Below are 20079 nucleotides of genomic sequence, written 5' to 3'. Positions count from 1 at the left end.
CGACGGCAGAGCCGGGCCGCCCCGCGGTCGACTCTCACGGTGGTCGTCCGGGTTGCACCCCTCGGCGGGCCACCGCCAGTCCGTGGCCGGTCCGGATCGCTGCCAGGTCACCATCGGTGTCGGTCCGCAGGACCCGGGCGCCGCCCCTGCTGAGCCGGGCCAGAAGCGCCGGGCTCGGGTGCCCGTAGGTGTTGCCCGCGCCGACCGGCACCAACGCGATGGCCGGCCGTACGGCGGCCAGGAAGCCGTCGTCCTGATACGCCGAGCCGTGGTGGGCGACCTTCAGCACGTCCGCCCTCAGCTGTCCCGACGCCGTCCGGGTCAGCACGGCGTGCTGCTCCTCGGTCTCGGCGTCGCCGGGCAGCAGGATCTGCACGCCGGCGACCGTGGCGCGCAGCATCAACGAATTGTTGTTCGGGTCGGATCTGGTGCCGGCCAGCGGGTACGGCGGACCGAGCACGAGCAGGTCGACACCGCCGACCCGATGCAGCGCCCCGGCGGTGGTGCCGAGCAGCGTGGCCCGTCCGCTCGTCGCCGCCGCGCGGACCGCGTCCCGGCCGCTCGCCGGATCCGTCGATGGCGGGGTCAGCACGGCGCTCACCCGCCGGCCCCGGAACACGCCGGCCACCCCGCCCACGTGGTCGGCGTGGAAGTGGCTGACCACGAACAGCGGCACCTCCCGGATGCCGAGCCGTCGCAGGCACGCGTCCACCGCGCCCGGCTCCGGGCCGGCGTCGACCACCACCGCCCGGCCGGGGGCGACGGGCAGCACCAGGGCGTCACCCTGCCCCACCGCACAGGCCACCACCACCCAACCGGGCGGCGGCCAGCCGGTGGCGATCAGCCGGACGCCGAGGGCGCCGAGCAGCGCGGCGACGGCGACGACCGCCACCACTCGGCGCACCAGCGGTCGACGCGCGGCGACCAGCAGCGCCACGGTCAGCCCGGCCAGCAGCAGTGCGCCCCACGCGCCGCCCGGCCAGGGCAGGGTGCCGGCGGGGAGGCGGGCGCCCTGGCGGGCGATGACGACCAGCCACCAGGCCGGCCAGCTCGCCAGCCACGCGACGAACCCGGCCCCGGCGGGCCAGACCGGCGACAGCACGGCGGCCGTCACGCCCAGCACTGTCGCGGGGGCGATGGCCGGCACCGCCAGCAGGTTGGCGGGCACGGCCACCAGGCTGACCGTGCCGGAGATGCCGGCGACGACCGGCCCGCAGGCCACCTGGGCGGCCGCCGGCACCGCCAACGCCTCGGCCAGTCCGGCCGGGACACCCCTGCGGCGCAGCCCGTCCCGCCAGCGCGGCGCGAGCAGCAGCAGACCCCCGGTGGCCAGCACGGACAGCGCGAACCCGGCGTCACCGGCCAGCTCGGGGTCGACCAGCACCAGCACCGTGACGGCGGCGGCCAGTGCGGGCAGCGCGGCCCGCGGTCGACCGGCGGCCAGCGCGACGAGCCCGATCGCCCCCATCGTGGCGGCCCGGACGACGCTCGGCGACGGGCGGACCAGGATGACGAACCCCACCAGCGCCACCCCGCAGAGCAGGCCGGCGAGCCACGGGCCGGCGCGCGCCCAGCGGGCCAACAGCAGCACCGCGCCCAACACGATCGCGACGTTGCTGCCCGAAACAGCGTTGAGGTGTGTCATTCCGGTCGCCCGGAAGTCTTCCTCGACGGCGGGCGGCAGGCGGCTCGTGTCCCCCACCACCAGCCCCGGCAGCAGGCCACCCGGATCGTCGGGGAGGGGCACACAGGCCCGTTGCAGGCCGGCACGCAGCGTGCCGGCTGCGCGCTGCGCCCAGGACGGCGCACCATGACGCTCGGGGGGCCCGGTGGCGCCGAGCACCGCCGCGGTGAGGTCGCCGCCGCGCGGAAGGCCGAGGCGACCCTCGGCGGTCACGCGCTGACCGGGCAGCAGACCTCGCCAGCCCGGGTCGGTGGCCAGGACCAGCAGCCACGCCGACGCCCGAACCCGCTGGCCGTTCGGACCGGTCAGCCGGATCAGCTCGCTCGACACCAGCAGCATGCCGGGACGGCCGGCGGATCGGATCGGGCGCGGATCGTCCCGGACGACAAGCTCGGCGGTGACCGGAGCGCGCTGCTCGGCCAGGACGTGGATCGGCGGCGCGTCCCGGACAGCCAGGCGGCCAGCGGTTGCCGCCGCGCCACAGAGCACGCCGAGGCCGACCGCGACGGCGATCCAGCCGTGCCGACGGGCGGGAGCCCGGGGGTGGCCGAGTCGGCCGAGCAGGTGCAGGGCGCTGAACGCCGACAGCACGGCCGCTGTCCCGCCCACCAGCAGGAGCGGGCGGACGCCGACGTGCAGGCCGGTGAGCGCGGTGAGCCACGCGGCCACGGCCAGCCCGGCGAGCCGGAGATCCGGCGGCGGGGTCCGGGGCTGGGCGAGGCCCGGGTGGCTCGACGGCGTGGGATGAGCGCCGCTCACACCGTCACCAGATCCTTGAGCTGTTCGTAGCGCGCGTCACCGATCCCGTCGACCTGGCGCAGGTCACCGACGCCCTTGAACCCGCCGTGCTGATCCCGGTAGGCGAGGATCCGCTGGGCGAGCACCGGCCCCACCCCGGGCAGCGCGTCGAGCTGGGCCAGCGTCGCGGTGTTGAGGTTCAGCGGCCCGCCGGCGGCCGGTGCCCCGCCGGCCGCCGGGTCGGCCCCACCCCCCGGCACCGGTGGTGGCGTCACCCCGACCACGATCAACTCGCCGTCGGTGACCTTGCGCGCGGGGTTGAGCAGCGCCACGTCGACCCCGGGCAGCGGGCCGCCGGCCGCCTGCACGGCGTCGGCGAGCCGGGCCCCGGCCGGCAGGCGCACCAACCCGGGCCGGCGCACCTTGCCCGCGACCGCCACCACCAGCTCGCCGGCCGGCGACGCGCTCCCCTGCTCGGCCGAGACGGCCGGGGCCGCCGCGCCGGTCGACGGGGCGACCGGTTCCGCGTGTGGCCGGGACCGCCAGGCCCAACCAGCGGCGGCCAGCACCACCACGAGGGCGACCACCGCCAACGCCCGCACGCCGCGCCGCCCCGGATCGAACGCCCCCGGGCCGGGCAGCCGTGCGGCGCCGCCGTCGGAATCGGGGGACCCGTGCGCCGCCGGGTCGGTCGACGGCGCACCGGCCCGGGGTGGCGGCACGCCGAACGGGAGCGCCCCCGCGAGCGGCACGCCAGCTCGGGGTGGCGGCACGCCGAACGGGAGCGCCCCCGCGATCGGCACGCCGCCACCCGTCGGGGCCGTCAACCGGCGCAGACGCTGGCGTACCTCTGTCTCCTCGTCCTGCGACACACCGCGACGCTAGGGCCGACGGGCGGCACGCCGGGGCGCTCCGGCGTCGACCTGTGGACAACCGGCGCCACTGTGGACAACGCCCTGATCATGTCCCGATCTGCTATTGGGCCGCCCGGGGCGACGAGCAGTCGCGGCGCACCCGCGGCTGGGCACGGGAGGTAGCGCACACGCATGGACGACTATTAATGTTACAGGTATGACGTGTGACGTCACGATGGGCCGGCGCCCGGCGGACCGATCCCGCACCGCGCCCGTCCACCGAGGACGGGCCACGCGGCACGTCCCGTCCCGCTGAAGTGCGCCCACACGACGGACACCCGCCCTCCGTCGACGTCCGTGGGATCCCTGACCGCCACCCATTCCCATCACCCTCCACCACCGAAGAGGAATCCATGGACGTAAAGAGAAGGCTGAGCCGTTCGCTGGCCGCCGCGGGGACCCTGCTGGTCCTCGTCGCCGGGGCCGGCGTCTACGTGGTCTCCGAGACGCCCGGCGTCGCCCGGGCCGCCGGCACCGGCCCGTGCGACATCTACGCCTCCGGCGGCACGCCGTGCGTGGCCGCGCACAGCACCACCCGAGCCCTGTACGGGGCGTACAACGGCCCGCTCTACCAGGTCCGCCGCTCGTCGGACAACACCACCCGCGACGTCGGCGTGCTCACTGCCGGCGGCGTCGCCAACGCCGCCACGCAGGACACGTTCTGCGCCAACACGAACTGCGTCATCACGGTCATCTACGACCAGTCCGGCCGCAACAACCGCCTGACCCAGGCGCCTCCGGGCGGCTTCACCGGCCCCGCCGCCGGCGGGTACGACAACCTCGCCGACGCGAAGGCGGCACCGGTCACCATCGGCGGTCAGAAGGCGTACGGCGTCTACATCGCCCCCGGCACCGGCTACCGCAACAACAACACCAACGGCGTCGCGACCGGCGACCAGCCCGAGGGCATCTACGCGGTCGTCGACGGCACGCACTACAACCAGTGGTGCTGTTTCGACTACGGCAACGCGCAGACCAACGTCCAGGCCGACGAACGCGCCATCATGGAGACCGTCTACTTCGGCGCCAACAAGCAGTGGGGCTACGGAGCAGGGGCGGGCCCCTGGATCATGGCCGACCTGGAGTGGGGGCTCTTCTCCGGGGTGAACGCGGGCTACAACAACATCGCGTCCATCAACCACCGCTTCGTCACCGCCATGGTCAAGGGCGAGCCGAACCACTGGGCGATCCGGGGTGGGAACGCGCAGTCGGGCGGCCTGACCACCTACTTCGACGGTCGACGCCCCAACGGCTACAACCCCATGAAGAAGGAGGGGGCCATCCTGCTCGGTATCGGCGGCGACAACAGCATCACCGGCCGGGGCACCTTCTTCGAGGGTGTGTTGACGTCCGGCTACCCGTCGGCCGCCACCGAGGACGCCGTGCAGGCCAACATCGCCGCTGCCGCCTACACCCCCGCCACCGGCGGCAACCCGCAGCAGAACGTCCAGGTCGTGGGCGCGCAGTCCGGCCGCTGCGTCGACGTACCGAACGGCACCACCACCAACGGCACCCAGGTGCAACTGTGGGACTGCATCAGCAACAGCACCGCCCAACGCTGGACCTACACCGCCGCAAAGCAGATCCAGGTGTACGGCAACAAGTGCCTCGACGCCAACGGCCAGGGCACCACCAACGGCACCCAGGTCATCATCTGGGACTGCCACGGCGGCGCCAACCAGCAGTGGAACGTCAACGCGAACGGTTCCATCACCGGCGTCCAGTCCGGGCTCTGCCTCGACGCCAACGGCGCCGCCACCGCCAACGGCACGAAGGTCATCCTCTGGGCCTGCAACGGGCAGCAGAACCAGCAGTGGGCCCTGCGTAGCTGATCAGGCCGCCTGTCGGGCCGTCTCCGGGTCGTCACCACGACCCGGAGGCGGCACGCTCGCGCCGGGTCAGCGGGCCTCCGGGTCGAGGCCGAGTACGGCTCGTCCGCCGTCGACCGGCAGCGTCACCCCGTTGACGAAGCTCGCCGCCGGCGACAGCAGGTACGCGACCGCCTCCGCCACCTCGTCCGCGCGCCCGATCCGGCCCACCGGATGCAGCCGGGTCAGCTCGGCGTCGATCCACTCGGCCTGGGACGGCTCCTGCGCGGCGAGGAACTCGGCGTGCCGCTCGGTGGCGATCGAGCCGAGCGCGACGGCGTTGGCGCGGATACCGTGCCGCCCGTACTCGACGGCCAGCGCCCGGGTCAGCCCCTCCACGGCGGCCTTCGCCGTGGCGTACGGCAGGGCGCCCGACACCGGCCGGCGGGCCTGGTGCGACGAGACGTTCACGATGGCCCCGCCCGTGCCGGCGGCCAGGAACCGGCGGACCGCCACCGCCGCGCCCACCACGGCCGGGCGCAGGTTCAGCCCGATCAGGTCCAGGACGGTGTCGGCCGACGCCGAGTGCAGCGCCGCGTCCCGGAACACCGCCGCGTTGTTCACCCAGCCGGTGAGACGGCCGGCGCGCTCCGCCACCTCGGCGGCGTGCTCGGCCACCCGCTCGTCGCCGGCGTCGCCGACCACCGGCAGCAGGCGGTCGGCGGCCGGGTGCCCGGCCAGCCAGTCCACCGCCTCGGCGTCGCGCTCCACGACGACGACTGTGACGCCGGTCGTCACCAGCCGTTGCACCACGGCCCGGCCGACGCCACGGCCGCCACCGGTCACCACGCACGTGGTGGCCACCGGCTCAGCCGTCCGATCGGCGGTGCACGACCACGCACGCCAGCCCCGGCCCGGCGTGCGCGGCGACCACCGCGCCGGCCTCGGAGACGTACGTGTCGTGCAGCCGTGCACCGAGTCGCTCGGTGAGCGCGGCGAGCAGCGCCTCGGCACGTTCCGGCGCGGCCAGGTGGTGTACGCCGAGGTCCACGTCGTCGTCGCCGGCGGCCTCGACGGCCAGGTCGACGAGACGGGCCACTCCCCGGCTGGCGGTACGCACCTTCTCGCGCAGCACGATCGCCCCGTCCGGCATGTGCATGATCGGCTTGACCGACAGGGCGGTGCCGAACAGCGCCTCGGCCGCGTTGATCCGGCCACCCCGGCGGAGGAACTCCAACGTGTCGACGTAGAACCAGACGGTGGTCCGGGCGACGGAGGCGAGCGCCGCGTCGCGTACACCGGCGAGGTCTGCCCCGGCCTCGGCGGCCGCGGCGGCCGCGATGGCCGGGAAGCCGAGCCCCATGCCGGCGGATCGGCTGTCGACGACCTCGACCCGACCGTCGAAGTCGGCAGCGGCCAGCCGGGCCGCCTCGACGGTGCCGGACAGGCCGGCGGACAGGTGTACCGAGACGACGCCGTCGGCGCCGTCGTCCAAGAGGCGGCGGTACGTCCGTGCGAACTGCTCGGGGGCCGGGCGGGAGGTGCTGGCCGAGACCCGCCGCTCGCGCAGCGCCCTGGTGGCGTCGGCGGGCTGGGTCTCCACCCCCTCCAGACCCTCCGCGCCGTTGAGCACGACGGTCAGCGGAACGACGGTCAGCCGGTGCCGCCGCACCAGCTCGGGCGGAAGGTAGGCGGTGGAGTCGGTGACGACCGCGACGGGCATGCCCGGCACGCTAGCCGATCACGGCGGGATACGCCGAGGCGCGAGCGCGCCGGCGGCGGGCGGGAACGGCGCTCAGACCGCGTCGACGACGGCCGGGGCGGTGACCAGGCCGACGTTGTGCCCCCGTAGCTGCCAGCCTCGAACGTCGTCGTGCCGCAGCTCGGACCAGTGGCAGTTGGCCAGCGAGCCGATGGTGCGCAGCACGCCGGAGGGCCAGCCGAGCAGGTGGCCGACGCCCTGGCGGGAGCCACCGCCGTGGGTCGCGATGACCACGGTCCCGCCGGGGGCCACGTCGGCCGCCGCCAGGAACGCCGCGGCGACCCGCTCGCCGAGGGCGTCCAGCGGCTCCAGGTCCGCCCCCGGGGCGGGGTCGCCAGCCCGCCAGCGGGCGTACTCGGCGGGGAAACGCTCGGCGACCTCGGTGAGGTGCAGGCCCTGCCACTGGCCGAAGTGCCGCTCGCGCAACCGGGCGTCGGTGCGGACCGGCAGCCCGGTCAGCGCGGCCAAGGCCGCCGCGGTCTCCGCGGCGCGGCTCAGGTCGCTGGACACGATGGCGTCGGGACGCAGCGACGCGAGCAGCGGGGCGGCGACGCGGGCCTGGTCGCGGCCCAGCTCGTTGAGGGGTACGTCGGTCTGCCCCTGGACGCGGTTGGCGGCGTTCCAGTCGGTGTTGCCGTGCCGCCAGACGATCAGCCGGGTCATTCGGCTGCGGCGGTCCCGCCGGCGTCGGCCTCGACCAGGTCGCGGTCGACGAACGGGATGGTGGGGCAGTCCTTCCAGAGGCGGTCGAGCCCGTAGAACTCGCGCTCCTCGGTGTGCTGGACGTGCACCACGATGTCGACGTAGTCGAGCAGCACCCAGCGGCCGCCCCGCTCACCCTCGCGCCGGATCGGCTTGGCCTTCTCCGGAAGCTCCAGCAGGCGCTCCTCGATGGCGTCGACGATGGCGAGCACCTGACGCTCGTTGGGGGCGGCGGCGAGCAGGAACGCGTCGGTGATGGCGAGCTGGTCGCCGACGTCGATGATCGCGATGTCCTGCGCCTTCTTGTCGGCGGCGGCCTGGGCGGCTGCCATTGCCAGCTCGTGCGCGCGTTCGGAAACTGTCACCGTTCTCCTTCGATCAGGCGTGCGATCCACCAAGCGTCTCACACCCGGCGAGGTCACGACCCGTCAGTTCTGGTCGATTAGACGTACGGAACGGTGCATACCGGACGTGATCAGGGCTGATAGAGGCGTCGCTTGGCGATGTACTGCACCACACCGTCGGGCACCAGATACCAGACCGGTTCGCCCCGGGCGACCCGGGCGCGGCAGTCGGTCGACGAGATGGACATCGCGGGCACCTGGATCAGGCTGACCGTGTCCGCCGGAAGGTGCTCGTCGGTAAGCGGGAAGCCGGGGCGGGTCACCCCGATGAAGTGGGCCAGCTCGAAGATCTCGTCCAGGTCCTTCCAGGACAGGATGCGTTGCAGCGCGTCCGCGCCGGTGATGAAGAACAGCTGCACCTTGGGGCCGTACTCGGCCTGAAGGTCGCGCAGGGTGTCGACGGTGTAGGTGGGCCCGCTGCGGTCGATGTCGACCCGGCTGACCTGGAACCGGGGGTTGGAGGCGGTGGCGATGACCGTCATGAGGTACCGGTCCTCGGCGGGGCTGACCGGTTCGTCAGCCTTCTGCCATGGCTGCCCGGTCGGGACGAACACCACCTCGTCCAGGCCGAACCGGTCCGCCACCTCACTGGCCGCGACGAGGTGCCCGTGGTGGATCGGGTCGAAGGTGCCGCCCATGATCCCGATCCGCCGGATATCTTCCTCCACCCCGTGATCGTAGGCCGGGCATCGTGGCCGGCCGCTCCGGCCCGGCGCGCGAGGGGGTCGCCAGGCGACCGATCCCGCGCATATACTCGTCTACGAGTAATTGTCGGCGAGTAAGGGGACGTCATGCCGAAGCGGCGCAAGGTCGGCAACCTGCTGGCACTGGCCGTGCTCTCCGCCCTCACCCAGCGGCCCATGCACCCCTACGAGATGGCAAGCACCCTGCGCGCCTGGGGCAAGGACCAGGACATGGAGATCAAGTGGGGCTCCTTCTACACGGTCATCCGCAACCTGGACAAACACCAGTTGATCGCCGCGGTGGAGAGCGTCCGCGAGGGCCGACGCCCGGAACGCACCGTCTACCGGATCACCGACGCGGGGCGGGCCGAGCTGGTCGACTGGGCGCGCGAGCTGGTCGCCACGCCGATGCCGGAGCATCCCCGCTTCCGGGCCGGCCTGTCCGTCCTCGCCGCCCTGCATCCCGACGAGGCCACCGACCTGCTCCGGCAGCGACTCGACCGGCTGGACGACGCGCTCCGCCGGGACCGCGAGACGCTCGACGCCCACCTGCGGGAGATCCCCCGGCTGTTCCTGGTGGAGTCGGAGTACGACCTGGCCATACGAGCCGCGGAGGCGACCTGGCTGCGGGCCCTGCTCGCCGAGCTGACCTCGGGCAGCTACCCGGGGCTGGACACGTGGCGGGCCTTCCACGAGACCGGCGAGATGCCGGCCGAGCTGATCGAGCTGGCCGAGAGGACCAGCAGCGACCCCGACAACGCCGACTGAGAAGACAGCTCCGGCGGGGTGCGCCAACACCCCGCCGGAGCCCTACCTCGAACCGACACCTGAGCAGGCACCCGGCCCGAAGCGGCAGTCATGAGGATAACCGGGTTCCCTCCCAGGTCGGTTCGCACGCACGCACCCGACGACACCCAGGGAGAGAGCATGACCACGGCACGAACCGCGATCGTCATCGGCGGCGGCATCGCCGGCCCGGTGACGGCGCTCGCGCTACACCGCGCCGGCATCACCGCCACCGTTCACGAGGCGTACCCGGCGACCGCCGCCGGGGTGGGCGGCATCGGCGGCACCCTCGCGCTCGCGCCCAACGGCGTGGCGGCCCTGCGGGCGGTCGGCGCGGACGAGGCGGTGACGGCGATCGCCACCCCGATCGACCGCACCGTCATGGCCGTCGGCCGTCGGCGCATCGACCTGCCCACCTTGGCCGGAGTGCCGCCGCTGCGCGTGGTGCACCGGGCCGAGCTACACCGGGTTCTGCACGACCGGGCGGTCGCCGAGGGCGTCGCCTTCGCGTACGGCCGGCGGCTGGTCGCCGTCGAGCAGACCGACAGCGGCGTGACCGCGCGCTTCGAGGACGGCAGCACGGCCACCGCCGACCTCCTGGTCGGCGCGGACGGCATCCGGTCCACGGTCCGTGGGCTCATCGACCCGGCCGCGCCCGGCCCCCGGTTCACCGGGCTGCTCGGCTTCGAGGCGGTCGCCCGGCACGAGGTAAGCGCCGAGGCGGGCACGATGACGTTCGCGTTCGGGCGACGCGGCTACTACCTGTACTGGCCGGAGCCCGGCGGCGGCACCCGCTGGGGGGCCAACCTGCCGCAGCAGCGGCCGATGAGCCTCGTCGAGGCCCGCACGGTGCCGGCGGAGCAGTGGCTGGACACGCTGCGCACCACCTACGGCGACGACGACCCGGGCGGGGAGCTGATGGCCACCAGCAGCGCCGACGAACTCCAGGTCGTCGGGTCGTTGCAGATCATGCCGCCCGTGCCGCACTGGCACCGGGGGCGGATGGTGCTGGTCGGCGACGCGGCGCACGCGCCGTCGAACAGCTCCGGGCAGGGCGCCTCGCTCGCCATCGAGAGCGGGGTGCAGCTCGCCCGCTGCCTGCGGGACCTGCCCGACGTGGCGTCGGCGTTCGACGCGTACGTGCGGCTGCGCCGTACCCGGGTCGAGAAGGTCGCCGCCCGCGCGGCGCGGATCAACCACACCAAGGCCCCGGGGCCGGTCGCGCGGACGCTGATGCCGCTGCTGATGCCGCTGCTCGTGCGCACGGCGATGGACCCGGAACGGACCATCGCCCACGAGCAGCGCCACGTCATCGACTTCGACGCCCCGGTGACGGCGGAGCCCGCGCTGCGCTGACCGCAGGGCGCGGGGTGGCCAGGCCGCCCCGCGCCCTGCCGGCACCGGATCGTCTCGGCGGCCCAGCCTCAGGCTGCCGCCGTGACCCCGCCTCAGGCTGCGGCGGCGGCCACCGCCGTCCGGGCGACGAGCGCGCGCCGCAGGTCGTCGTCCGTGTCGGTGACCACCCGGCGCAGGCCCGGGGTCAGGTCGTCGCGGGCCAGCAGCGCCGCGGCCGCCTCCCGGGTCGGCTGCGCCACGGCGTAGTGGGGAAACGCCAGCTTCGCCACCCGGTCGGCCGTCCACGCGGTACGCCGACGCGCGGCGGCCGGCATCTCCGTGAAGTACCGCTCGACGTACGCGGCGGTCAGGTCGGCCTGCTCGGGCTGCCAGAACCCCTCGGCCGTCGCCTCCAGCAGCCGGTTGGACAGCTCGGTGTCGCGCACGATGATCTCCCATGCCGCCTGCTTGGCGGCCGGGTCGGGCAGAGCGGCCCGGCAGCGGGCGGCCCGTTCCGCGCCGGTGGAGCTGACGTCGGCGGCCGCCTCGGCGGCGATCTCCGCCTCCCCGGCCGCGCCCAGCACCACGAGCCGGCGCAGCACCGCCCACCGCAGCTCGGCGTCGACCTTCAGCCCCGGCGGTACGTCCCGGCCGGCGAGCCAACCGACGAGCAGGTCCGTGTCGGTGGTCGCGGCGATCCAGCCGCGCGCGGCGGCGAGCTGCAACGACTCCCCCGCCGTGGCGCCGTCCAGCAGCTGTCGGCAGGCCAGGGCGACCCGGGCCAGCGCCGCCGAACGGGCCAGCGGGTCGAGGTAGCGGTCCACCAGGGACCGGCTGAGGGTCAGCACGTCCTCCGCGATGATCACCTCGGTCTCGGCCGGCAGCGCCGCGACCATCAGGTCGACGAGGCCGCTGACCGGTCGCTCTCCGTCGGTCACCGCGTCCAGTGCCTCGCTCCAGAGCACCGCCCGGGTGAGCGGGTCGGCCAGGCCCGGCAGGACCAGCGCGACGGCGTCCGCCGACGCCGGGTCGAGGCGCACCTTGGCGAAGGTGAGGTCACCGTCGTTGAGCAGCAGCACCCGGGCCGCCGGCTCGCCGGTCAACGCGCCGAGCACGGTCCGACCACCGTCAACGGCCGGGTCGAGATCCACCTCGTGGCGCCGCACCGTGCCGTCCGCCGCGTACCGGCCCACGCCGATGCGGTGCGGACGCAGCACCGCATGCGACTCGGGCGCGGTCTGCACCACGGCGACCTCGGTGTAGCGGCCGTCGGCGTCGACGGCGACCTCGGCGCGCAGCGTGTTGACCTGCGGCTGGCGCAGCCACAGCTCGGCCCATCCGGACAGGTCCCGGCCGCTGGCCGTGCCCAGGCTGGCCAGCAGGTCGGCGAGGGTGGCGTTGCCGAAGCGGTGCGCGGCGAAGTGCGCGTTCAGGCCGGCGAGGAACGCCTCGTCGCCGAGCCACGCCACGAGCTGCCGCAGCACGGAGGCGCCCTTGGCGTACGAGATGCCGTCGAAGTTGAGCAGGGCCTCGTCGGCGTCGGCCACCTCCGGCGGGGCGACCGGGTGGGTGGAGGGGCGCTGGTCCGCCGCGTACCCCCAGGCCTTGCGGCGCATGGCGAACGTGGTCCACGACTGGTCGAAGCGGGTCGCCTCGGCGGTGACCCGGGTGCCCAGGTACTCGGCGAACGACTCGTTGAGCCACAGGTCGTCCCACCAGCGCATGGTGACCAGGTCACCGAACCACATGTGCGCCATCTCGTGGGCGATGGTGGTGGCCCGTAGCTCGCGCTGGGTGTCGGTGACCGCCGAGCGGAACACGTAGTCGTCGCGGAAGGTGACGATGCCCGGATTTTCCATCGCGCCGGCGTTGAACTCGGGGACGAACGCCTGGTCGTACTTGCCGAACGGGTAGCGCTCGGTGAAGAGCTGGTGGAACCGGTCCAGGCACTGCCCGGTGACGGTGAAGATCTCCTCGGCGTCGGCGTCGAGGTGCTCGGCGAGCGACCGTCGACAGTAGAGGCCCAGCGGCACACCATCGTGCTCGGCCCGCCGGACGTGGTACGGCCCGGCGATCAGCGAGAAGAAGTACGTCGCCAGCGGCGCGGTCGGGGCGAACTCCCAGCGCCCCGGCGCCGGGTTGGCGACCACCTCGGCGTTGCCGGAGACGGTCCACTGCGGCGGCGCGGTGACCGTGAGGGTGAACGGGGCCTTGAGGTCGGGCTGGTCGAACGCGGCGAAGATGCGCTGGGCGTTGTCGAGGAACGACATCGCGTAGAGATAGGTCTCGCCGTCGGCCGGATCGACGAAGCGGTGCAGCCCCTCCCCGGCGTTGGAGTACGCCATCTCCGCCTCGACGAACAGGGTGTTCGTCTCGGCGAGGTCGGCCAGCGGCAGTCGGTTGTCGGTCAACGTGCCGGGGTCGACGTCGCGGTCGTTGAGGCGTACCGCGAGGAGGTTGGCGGGCTTGACCTCGGCGAAGGTCGCGGTGCCGGGGGTCGCCCGGAACCGGATCTCGACGCGGGAACGGAACAGGTCCCCGTCGCCGGTCAGGTCGAGGTCCACCTGATAGGACTCGACAGTAATCGCCGCGCCACGCGCGGTCGCCTCTACACGGGTCAGGCTCGGCATCCGCTTATCCTGCCCGATGGGGATCGGCACGCGGTCCCCAGACGGCCCCCGCACTGGAGGAAAGAACCATGGCGCAGCACCCCAAGGGCGATTTCGACCTCTCCCGGGCCGTCTGGCAACGGGCCGAGGGGGACACCTCGGAGAGCGCCGTCGAGGTCGCGTTCGTCGACGATCTGATCGGGATGCGCAACTCCGCCGAGCCGGAGGGCCCCGTGCTCGTCTTCACCCAGGCCGAGTGGGACGCGTTCGTCGCGGGCGCGCAGGACGGCGAGTTCGACCTGGACTGATCGCCCGGCGGTCGCGGGTGGCGAGGAACGACCGCCACCCGCGACGCCAGGTCAGGCATCACCGTCGCCCCAGCCGAGACCGCCGGGACCCGGCGCGTGGTGGAAGCCGGGATGCTCGGCGACATCGACGCAACGCTCCCCGTCCGGGCCGACCGCGCCACAGAACAGCCGCTCGGCCCGGTGCCACGCGTCGGCCGGTGACAGGGCCGCCGCACCGAGGGCCACCTCCGGGCGAAGCAGGCTCAGCGCCTCCGCGTACGCCACCGCCTGCTCGCGGGCGTCGGCCGCGCCCGGCGCGGTGAAGCCCAGGTGCACGGTGAAGAACCGGCGCGGCCGCAACGGCCGACCGGGCGGGCCGATCAGTGGGCGCAGGGCACGACCCGCGCCCGTCGCCGCGACCGCCCGCCGTTGCCGCCAGTGCGGCGACCTGTTGTCGTGCATTCGCCCTCCCCGTGGTCGTGGCCATCGGCCCACCGAGGGCCGCACCGGCCGACCGGTGCTGCCGGCTCACGGCGGCCCCACCAGCTGAGCAAACCAGGTTCCGCCGCCCGTGGGAGGGGCCAGCCGACGCGCTGTCGCCGCGGGGATTCAGCGGCGGCAACACGGGTAGACGCAGCGCGACGGCGACGCCGGCCACCGCTCGCACCCGAGGAGACCCGATGGCGACCATGCCGGCCGACCGCACGCCGGACAGCACCCTCGCGCTGCTCCGCGCCGGCTACCGGTTCATCGGTGAGCGCTGCGAGCGGTACGGCAGCGACGTCTTCCAGGCTCGCATCCTGCTCGCACCGACCATCTGCCTGCGGGGCCGGCCAGCCGCGATGCTCTTCTACGACAACGAGCGCTTCCAGCGCGACAGCGCGATGCACCTGCGGGTGCAGCGGACGCTCACCGGCCGGGGTGGCGTGCAGGGGCTGGACGGATCGGAGCACTCCGACCGCAAGGCCATGCTCATGTCGATCATGACGCCGACGGCCATCCAGCGCCTCGGGCAGCTCTTCGACGACGAGTGGCGGGCGCGGATCCCCGCCTGGGAGGCGGCCGGGCCGGTGCCGCTCTACGACGAGCTGGGCCGCCTGCTGACCCGGGCGGTCTGCGCCTGGGCCGGGGTGCCGCTGGCCACGTCGCAGGTCACCCGCCGCGCCGTCGAACTGCACGCCATGATCGAGGGCCCGGCGGTCGTCGGCCCACGGCACTGGCGGGGCCTGCTCGCCCGCCGTCGCGCCGAACGCTGGCTCGGCGACCTCGTCGAACGGGCCCGGACCGGCATCCACCCGCCGCCGGCCGGCAGCCCGCTTGAGATCGTGGCCGAGCACCGCGACGCGCGCGGGGCGCTGCTCCCCCGCCGGGCCGCCGCCGTCGAACTGCTCAACCTGCTGCGCCCGGTGGTCGCCGTGGACCGGTACATCGTCTTCGCCGCGCTCGCCCTGCGCGACCATCCCGGCTGGCGGGAGAGGGTCCACGGTGACGACGAGGCCACCGAGCAGTTCGTCCAGGAGGTACGTCGCTACTACCCGTTCTTCCCGATGGCCGCCGCCCGGGTCCGGCGCTCGTTCGACTGGGAGGGCCACCACTTCCCCCGAGGACGGCGGGTGCTGCTCGACCTCTACGGCACCAACCACCACCCGGCGCTCTGGCCCGAACCGGAGCTGTTCCGTCCCGAGCGGTTCGCCGGCCGCCGTGTCGACCCATTCGAGCTGGTCCCGCAGGGCGGCGGCGACCACACCACCGGGCACCGCTGCGCCGGCGAGTGGATCACCATCGACCTGATGAAGCGGGCGGTCACGAACCTGACCGGCGGCATGCGCTACGAGGTCCCGCCGCAGGACCTGACCCTGGACCTGCGGCGCATGCCCGCGCTGCCGCCCAGCGGCCTGACCCTCACCAACATCCGCCGCGCCTGACCCCGTCGCCGGTTTGGATCGAGGCAGGGCGGGCACGTGCAGCGGGCGGCCCGCCCACCGCCGGCCGCGGACCGCCTGCCCAGGAGGCGCCGATGCCCTTCCCGGCCGCCGGTGACGCCGCCCGGCGAGCCGGGCACGACAACACCGGCACACCGCCGACCACCCTGCCGCCGGCCGTCCTGCCGATGGCGTACGTGCTGCCGCTGCGCTGGCACACCGACAGCGGTCTGGACGAGCTGACCGGCTACCTGCGCCGGCTGAGCGGCCTCGTCGAGGTGCTCGTCGTCGACGGGTCACCGCCGGAGCTCTTCGCCCGGCACGCGGCGGCCTGGCAGGGGCTGGTCCGGCACCTGCCGCCCGATCCCGCCGGGCGAGGGCGCAACGGCAAGGTGGTCGGGGTGCACACCGGCGTCGACGCGGCACACCACGAACACGTGGTCATCGCCGACGACGACGTCCGGTACGACGAGGCCGGGCTGCGCGCCGTGCACCGGCTGCTGGGCCGGGTCGACCTGGTCCGGCCGCAGAACTACTTCGACCCACTGCCCTGGCACGCCTGGTGGGACACCGGCCGGACGCTGCTCAACCGGGCGCTCGGAGACGACTACCCCGGCACCCTCGCGGTGCGCCGCAGCACGTTCCTCGCCATGGGCGGGTACGACCCGGACGTGCTCTTCGAGAACCTGGAGCTGATCCGCACCGTACGCGCGTACGGCGGTGTCGAGGTCGCGCCGCCCTGGCTGTACGTACGCCGGCTGCCGCCGGACGCGACGCACTTCCGGGGCCAGCGGGTCCGCCAGGCGTACGACGATCTGGCCCAGCCGGCCCGCCTGCTGACCGCGCTCGCGGTCCTGCCGGCGCTGGCCGCGGCGGTCGCGGCGCGGCGGCCCCGGCTGCTGCTCGGCACGGCGGCAGCTGTCGTCGCCGTGGCCGAGGTGGGCCGCCGCCGCGCCGACGGCGGGACCGTCTTTCCACCGAGCACCTCGCTGGCCGCCCCACTCTGGCTGCTCGAACGTGGCATCTGCAGCTGGCTGGCGGTCGCCCAGCGCCTCCTGCTCGGCGGAGTCCGCTACGGCAACGCCCGTATCCGCCAGGCCGCTCGCCGACCGGGCCGACGCGGGCGCTGATCAGGCGTCCGCACCACCGCTGCACCGTGACCGCGTCGGGGCGCGGGTGGACATGCGACAGCTCGCGGCCACCGGGGTGACCGCGAGCTGTCGCCGACTGCGGTGGGCTCAGGAACTGACCTGCTGGCGGGCCTGCTGGGCCTGGTCCTTCACGTCCTGGGCGGCCGACCGGCCGTCGTCCTTGACCGCGTGCACGGCGTCCTGGGCGGTGGACTTCACCGACTCGGCGGCGTGCTGGGCCGGCTCGCGCAGCTCGTCCTTGAGCTCGCTGGCCACCTCGCCAAGCTTCTCCTTCACGGCGCCGCTGTGCTCGCTGACCTTGTCCTTGACCTGAGCGGCGGCCTGCTGCTCCCGGCGGGAGGCCGGGATCAGCGAGGAGGCCAGCCAGCCGACCCCGAAGGCGATCAGGCCGGCGGCCAGCGGGTTGCCCTGCGACTTCTGCCGGATGACCCGGGGCGCGCTGTGGGCGGCGTCGCTGACCGAGGAGGCCGCCGAGTGCGCGGCGTCGCTGACGCTGGAAGCCGCCGAGGAGGCACGGTCACCCACCGAGTGGGCGGCGTGGCCGGTGCCGTGGCCGAGGTCAGACGCGGTTCCCATGACCTTGTCCCTCACATTCTGCAGCGCGGAACGGGCCCGCTGCTTGCGGTCGTCGACGATGCGGCTCGGGCTGACCTTGTACGCCAGCGCGTCCACATCGGAGCTGAGGCTGTTGCGGGTGGCTTCGATCTCCCGGCGGATCTGGTCGGGATCGGTGCTCATCGGGTGACTCCCTCCGGGTGGGGCTTGAGCGCGTCGGGGATCCGCTGCACGCTGTCGTTGGTCTGCTTGAGCCCGCGTACGTGCTGGGCGTTCTTCTTGGCCATCGAGTAGAGGACGGCGGCGACCACGGCCCAGATGACGGCCACGATCAGCGCGGCCAGGCCGGAGTCCATGACGTTGTCCAGGAACTGCCACACGGCGATGGAGACGAACAACGCCACCATGTAGCCGCCGAAGCCGGCCCCGCCGAAGAGGCCTGCGGCCTTGCCGGCCTTCTTGCCCTCCTGGCGGATCTCGGCCTTGGCCAGCTCGACCTCCTGGCGCATCAGCGTCGACAGGTCGGTGGTGACCTGACGCATCAGGTCACCGAGCGAGCTGCCCTTCACCTCCGCCGCGGTGTGCGGGGCACCCGCGTCGGGGTGGTAACCGGAGTCCAGGCCGGACCCCTGCGTCGGCATGGTCATGCCGTCGCCTCCCTTCGGATGACTCGGCGCCTCACGGGCGGGGGCTGCCGCTGGACGGCACGCCCGGCAGCGGGTCGGTCTGGGTCACCGGCGGCAGCGGCTGACCGGTGCTGGCCGGCTCGGTGTAGCCGTCCGGACGGGTCGGGTCGCTGTAGCCGCCGGGCGTCGGGTCGCTGTAGCCGCCGGAGGTCGGCTCGGTGTACGTCCCGGGGGTCGGGTCGAGGTAGCCGCCCGCCGGGGTGGTGTCCGCGGTCGTGCGGGGTGCCGGCGGCGGCGTGGGGATCACCGCGGTCTGCTCCGGGTCGTACGCCCCGTTGCCGCGGTAGCCCGCGGAGCCGTTGCCGGAGTGGTCGCCGGAGTCGGAGATGCCGCGGGTCAGGCGGCCGGCCAGCACGCCGAGCACCGCCGCGCCGACCAGGAAGGTGCCCGGGTTGCGCCGCGCGTAGTCGCGTACCTCGTTGATCAGGTCGCCGGGCTGGCGCTCCTCCAGCCAGCCGGCCACACCGTGCACCCGGTCGGCGGCCTGGCGGGCCAGCTCGCTCACCGGGCCGGCCTGGCCACCCTGCTCGGCCATGGTGCGCATCTCGTCGGCGATCGACCGCAGTCCGCCGGCGGCCCGGCGCTGCTGCTCACCGGTCTGGCTGGCGAGCTGAGTGCGGGCCTCGCCGTAGAGGTTGCGGGCCTGCCGGGCGGCCTCGCGGCCGACCTCGGTGCCCTGCTCCTTCGCGGTCTGGGCGACCGCCCCACCGGCGTGCGCCGCCTCGGACCCGACGTGGCGGGCCTGCTCGCGGACGCCGCCGCCGTTGGTGGACTCGTGCCCGTACGTGGAAGACGTGGGTGACACTTCGTAAGTCATGATTTCCCTTCCGCTCGGAAAGTCGTCGCGGTTGTGCTGGGGGGATGCGGCCGTGACGCAGTGGCCGCTGACAACTCACCTACCCTCCGTTTCGGCTTCCATACCTGTTCGTGCATTTCTCTGCGCGGCCGGTGGGATCGACTTCAAAATGGAGGATCGTCGGGCTGCGTCACGTCGCCGCTGCGGACAGCGAGGTTCGCGGGACCGGCAGATCCACGAAAAGGGGGCAGGGATGGCACGAGACGCGCGAGGTGGCCGACCTGCAGCCTCCCGACCCCGGGTGCAGGTGGTCGCGCTGGTCGTGGCCGGGGTCTTCCTGCTGATCGGAATCCTCGGCTACATCCCCGGCATCACCACCGACTACGGCGAGCTGACCTTCGCCGGGCACCACTCGGACGCCAAGCTGCTCGGGCTGTTCCAGGTGTCGATCCTGCACAACGCGGTGCACCTGCTGTTCGGGCTGGTGGGCCTGGTGCTGGCCCGCAGCGTCGCCGGCGCCCGGCTCTTCCTGGCCGGCGGCGGCGCGATCTACCTGGCCCTCTGGCTGTACGGCCTGGGGATCGAGGCGGTCGACCCCGAGGCCGGAGCGAACATCCTGCCGGTCAACGACGCCGACAACTGGCTGCACCTCGCCCTCGGCTTCGGCATGCTCGCGCTCGGGCTGTTGCTGTCCAACCAGGTGGGCACCGGTGGGCGCCTGGACACCCCGATCGACCGGCCTTGACCTGCCGATTCACGGCGCCTGACCGCCACCGCGGGCGAGCGACCCGTCGCCGTCAGGCCGCGACCGGGAGCCGCTTGGCGAAACAGACGCTGTACGGGTTGCCGACGTACTCCCCGTACACCGGGACCGGCTCGTAGCCGCACGAGGTGTACAGCCCGATGGCCGCCGGCAGGTACGTGCCGGTCTCCAGGCAGACCACCGTGTGCCCCTGCCGGAACGCGCACTCCTCCAACGCGGCGAGCAGTTGGCGGGCGATGCCCCGGCCCCGGTACGCGGGCCGGACGTACATCCGCTTGACCTCGCCGGTGACGGCGTCGAGCGACTGGAGCCCGCCGCAGGCGACCGCCCGGCCGTGCACCACCACCGCCAGGTAACGGATGTCGTCGTGGGCGACGGTGACCTGCCCGTCCAGCCCGCCGTCGGCCTCGCGCAGCTCACGCTGCTGGGCGACGACCAGGGCGGCGATCTCGGGATCGGTGGCGGGCCGCGACTCGATCAGCATCACCCCACGC

General features: G+C 73.9%; 20 protein-coding genes. 7 read left to right on the top strand and 13 right to left on the bottom strand.

All coding sequences use genetic code 11. The features are described 5' to 3' along the window. Nucleotides 1-34: 34 nt before the first annotated feature. Together ABZU46_RS15175 and ABZU46_RS15170 are read right to left on the bottom strand one after the other, a co-directional pair. Nucleotides 35-2443 carry a ComEC/Rec2 family competence protein gene (locus ABZU46_RS15175; RefSeq protein ID WP_354857955.1) on the bottom strand — a complete coding sequence of 803 codons (2409 nt, stop codon included), beginning with the start codon at nucleotides 2441-2443 and terminating at the stop codon, nucleotides 35-37. Beyond that, nucleotides 2440-3294, bottom strand: coding sequence for a helix-hairpin-helix domain-containing protein (locus tag ABZU46_RS15170; protein ID WP_354857952.1), 855 nt, complete (start codon nucleotides 3292-3294; stop codon nucleotides 2440-2442). Before ABZU46_RS15170 ends, ABZU46_RS15175 begins: the two co-directional genes overlap by 4 nt. Nucleotides 3295-3689: 395 nt before the next feature. On the opposite strand from ABZU46_RS15170, the gene ABZU46_RS15165 reads away from it, so the two are divergent. Then, nucleotides 3690-5168: an arabinofuranosidase catalytic domain-containing protein gene (locus tag ABZU46_RS15165; RefSeq protein ID WP_354857949.1), complete on the top strand. Its 1479-nt coding sequence runs from the start codon at nucleotides 3690-3692 to the stop codon at nucleotides 5166-5168. Between the two features lie 66 nt (nucleotides 5169-5234). Here ABZU46_RS15165 and ABZU46_RS15160 read toward each other — a convergent pair whose 3' ends face one another. From ABZU46_RS15160 to nadD, 5 genes are all read right to left on the bottom strand, one after another. After that, on the bottom strand, nucleotides 5235-6008 hold the full coding sequence (locus ABZU46_RS15160; protein WP_354857946.1) for an SDR family oxidoreductase: 774 nt from the start codon (nucleotides 6006-6008) through the stop codon (nucleotides 5235-5237). A gap of 4 nt (nucleotides 6009-6012) precedes the next feature. Then, on the bottom strand, nucleotides 6013-6867 hold the full coding sequence (locus ABZU46_RS15155; RefSeq protein WP_354857943.1) for a DegV family protein: 855 nt from the start codon (nucleotides 6865-6867) through the stop codon (nucleotides 6013-6015). Between the two features lie 72 nt (nucleotides 6868-6939). Further along, the gene (locus ABZU46_RS15150) at nucleotides 6940-7569 is read right to left on the bottom strand and encodes a histidine phosphatase family protein (protein WP_354857940.1); all 630 of its coding nucleotides are present in this window, start codon (nucleotides 7567-7569) and stop codon (nucleotides 6940-6942) included. Further along, nucleotides 7566-7973: a ribosome silencing factor gene (gene rsfS / locus ABZU46_RS15145; RefSeq protein ID WP_354857937.1), complete on the bottom strand. Its 408-nt coding sequence runs from the start codon at nucleotides 7971-7973 to the stop codon at nucleotides 7566-7568. The genes ABZU46_RS15150 and rsfS overlap by 4 nt, the downstream gene beginning before the upstream one ends. 110 nt (nucleotides 7974-8083) lie before the next feature. Next, a complete protein-coding gene (gene nadD / locus ABZU46_RS15140) occupies nucleotides 8084-8680 on the bottom strand; it encodes a nicotinate-nucleotide adenylyltransferase (RefSeq protein WP_203178711.1) in 597 nt (198 codons plus the stop codon). 123 nt (nucleotides 8681-8803) lie between these two features. On the opposite strand from nadD, the gene ABZU46_RS15135 reads away from it, so the two are divergent. Together ABZU46_RS15135 and ABZU46_RS15130 are read left to right on the top strand one after the other, a co-directional pair. Continuing rightward, entirely contained in the window at nucleotides 8804-9463 is a 660-nt protein-coding gene (locus tag ABZU46_RS15135; RefSeq protein WP_354857933.1) for a PadR family transcriptional regulator, read from the top strand. A 159-nt stretch (nucleotides 9464-9622) separates the two neighbouring features. After that, the gene (locus ABZU46_RS15130; RefSeq protein ID WP_354857930.1) at nucleotides 9623-10837 is read left to right on the top strand and encodes an FAD-dependent monooxygenase; all 1215 of its coding nucleotides are present in this window, start codon (nucleotides 9623-9625) and stop codon (nucleotides 10835-10837) included. A gap of 92 nt (nucleotides 10838-10929) precedes the next feature. Here ABZU46_RS15130 and pepN read toward each other — a convergent pair whose 3' ends face one another. Further along, a complete protein-coding gene (gene pepN / locus ABZU46_RS15125; RefSeq protein WP_354857928.1) occupies nucleotides 10930-13446 on the bottom strand; it encodes an aminopeptidase N in 2517 nt (838 codons plus the stop codon). Between the two features lie 68 nt (nucleotides 13447-13514). Between pepN and ABZU46_RS15120 the strand changes: the two genes are divergently transcribed. Further along, a complete protein-coding gene (locus ABZU46_RS15120; RefSeq protein WP_007464035.1) occupies nucleotides 13515-13733 on the top strand; it encodes a DUF397 domain-containing protein in 219 nt (72 codons plus the stop codon). 51 nt (nucleotides 13734-13784) lie between these two features. Here the strand turns inward: ABZU46_RS15120 and ABZU46_RS15115 are convergent, their stop codons facing one another. Then, a complete protein-coding gene (locus ABZU46_RS15115) occupies nucleotides 13785-14174 on the bottom strand; it encodes a hypothetical protein (protein WP_354857924.1) in 390 nt (129 codons plus the stop codon). A 218-nt stretch (nucleotides 14175-14392) separates the two neighbouring features. On the opposite strand from ABZU46_RS15115, the gene ABZU46_RS15110 reads away from it, so the two are divergent. Next, nucleotides 14393-15637, top strand: coding sequence for a cytochrome P450 (locus ABZU46_RS15110; protein ID WP_354857922.1), 1245 nt, complete (start codon nucleotides 14393-14395; stop codon nucleotides 15635-15637). 92 nt (nucleotides 15638-15729) lie between these two features. Then, nucleotides 15730-16764: a glycosyltransferase family 2 protein gene (locus tag ABZU46_RS15105; RefSeq protein ID WP_354857920.1), complete on the top strand. Its 1035-nt coding sequence runs from the start codon at nucleotides 15730-15732 to the stop codon at nucleotides 16762-16764. Nucleotides 16765-16872: 108 nt separating this feature from the next. On the opposite strand, the gene ABZU46_RS15100 is transcribed toward ABZU46_RS15105, so the two are convergent. From ABZU46_RS15100 to ABZU46_RS15090, 3 genes are read right to left on the bottom strand one after another with little or no spacing between them, the layout of a single operon-like run. Then, complete coding sequence (locus ABZU46_RS15100) at nucleotides 16873-17523, bottom strand: DUF3618 domain-containing protein (RefSeq protein ID WP_354857917.1); 651 nt, start codon at nucleotides 17521-17523, stop codon at nucleotides 16873-16875. Beyond that, a complete protein-coding gene (locus tag ABZU46_RS15095; RefSeq protein WP_354857914.1) occupies nucleotides 17520-17987 on the bottom strand; it encodes a phage holin family protein in 468 nt (155 codons plus the stop codon). The genes ABZU46_RS15100 and ABZU46_RS15095 overlap by 4 nt, the downstream gene beginning before the upstream one ends. A 31-nt stretch (nucleotides 17988-18018) precedes the next feature. Beyond that, on the bottom strand, nucleotides 18019-18843 hold the full coding sequence (locus tag ABZU46_RS15090) for a hypothetical protein (RefSeq protein WP_354857912.1): 825 nt from the start codon (nucleotides 18841-18843) through the stop codon (nucleotides 18019-18021). A 232-nt stretch (nucleotides 18844-19075) separates the two neighbouring features. Between ABZU46_RS15090 and ABZU46_RS15085 the strand changes: the two genes are divergently transcribed. Then, the gene (locus tag ABZU46_RS15085; RefSeq protein WP_354857909.1) at nucleotides 19076-19567 is read left to right on the top strand and encodes a DUF4383 domain-containing protein; all 492 of its coding nucleotides are present in this window, start codon (nucleotides 19076-19078) and stop codon (nucleotides 19565-19567) included. Between the two features lie 52 nt (nucleotides 19568-19619). Here the strand turns inward: ABZU46_RS15085 and ABZU46_RS15080 are convergent, their stop codons facing one another. Beyond that, on the bottom strand, nucleotides 19620-20069 hold the full coding sequence (locus tag ABZU46_RS15080) for a GNAT family N-acetyltransferase (RefSeq protein ID WP_354857907.1): 450 nt from the start codon (nucleotides 20067-20069) through the stop codon (nucleotides 19620-19622). Between the last annotated feature and the right edge of the window lie 10 nt (nucleotides 20070-20079).

The organism is Micromonospora sp. NPDC005197, from assembly GCF_040608295.1.
Lineage (GTDB): Bacteria > Actinomycetota > Actinomycetes > Mycobacteriales > Micromonosporaceae > Micromonospora.
This window is presented reverse-complemented; position numbering and strand designations above follow the sequence as displayed.

Bases quoted from the DNA above. Each gene is read 5' to 3' on its own strand.
- ABZU46_RS15095 (WP_354857914.1), bottom strand. From the start codon at position 17,987: ATGACCATGCCGACGCAGGGGTCCGGCCTGGACTCCGGTTACCACCCC.
- ABZU46_RS15150 (WP_354857940.1), bottom strand. From the start codon at position 7,569: ATGACCCGGCTGATCGTCTGGCGGCACGGCAACACCGACTGGAACGCC.
- ABZU46_RS15085 (WP_354857909.1), top strand. From the start codon at position 19,076: ATGGCACGAGACGCGCGAGGTGGCCGACCTGCAGCCTCCCGACCCCGG.
- pepN (WP_354857928.1), bottom strand. From the start codon at position 13,446: ATGCCGAGCCTGACCCGTGTAGAGGCGACCGCGCGTGGCGCGGCGATT.
- ABZU46_RS15100 (WP_354857917.1), bottom strand. From the start codon at position 17,523: ATGAGCACCGATCCCGACCAGATCCGCCGGGAGATCGAAGCCACCCGC.
- ABZU46_RS15155 (WP_354857943.1), bottom strand. From the start codon at position 6,867: ATGCCCGTCGCGGTCGTCACCGACTCCACCGCCTACCTTCCGCCCGAG.
- ABZU46_RS15130 (WP_354857930.1), top strand. From the start codon at position 9,623: ATGACCACGGCACGAACCGCGATCGTCATCGGCGGCGGCATCGCCGGC.
- ABZU46_RS15105 (WP_354857920.1), top strand. From the start codon at position 15,730: ATGCCCTTCCCGGCCGCCGGTGACGCCGCCCGGCGAGCCGGGCACGAC.
- ABZU46_RS15080 (WP_354857907.1), bottom strand. From the start codon at position 20,069: ATGCTGATCGAGTCGCGGCCCGCCACCGATCCCGAGATCGCCGCCCTG.
- ABZU46_RS15110 (WP_354857922.1), top strand. From the start codon at position 14,393: ATGGCGACCATGCCGGCCGACCGCACGCCGGACAGCACCCTCGCGCTG.
- ABZU46_RS15135 (WP_354857933.1), top strand. From the start codon at position 8,804: ATGCCGAAGCGGCGCAAGGTCGGCAACCTGCTGGCACTGGCCGTGCTC.
- ABZU46_RS15115 (WP_354857924.1), bottom strand. From the start codon at position 14,174: ATGCACGACAACAGGTCGCCGCACTGGCGGCAACGGCGGGCGGTCGCG.
- ABZU46_RS15120 (WP_007464035.1), top strand. From the start codon at position 13,515: ATGGCGCAGCACCCCAAGGGCGATTTCGACCTCTCCCGGGCCGTCTGG.
- ABZU46_RS15090 (WP_354857912.1), bottom strand. From the start codon at position 18,843: ATGACTTACGAAGTGTCACCCACGTCTTCCACGTACGGGCACGAGTCC.
- ABZU46_RS15165 (WP_354857949.1), top strand. From the start codon at position 3,690: ATGGACGTAAAGAGAAGGCTGAGCCGTTCGCTGGCCGCCGCGGGGACC.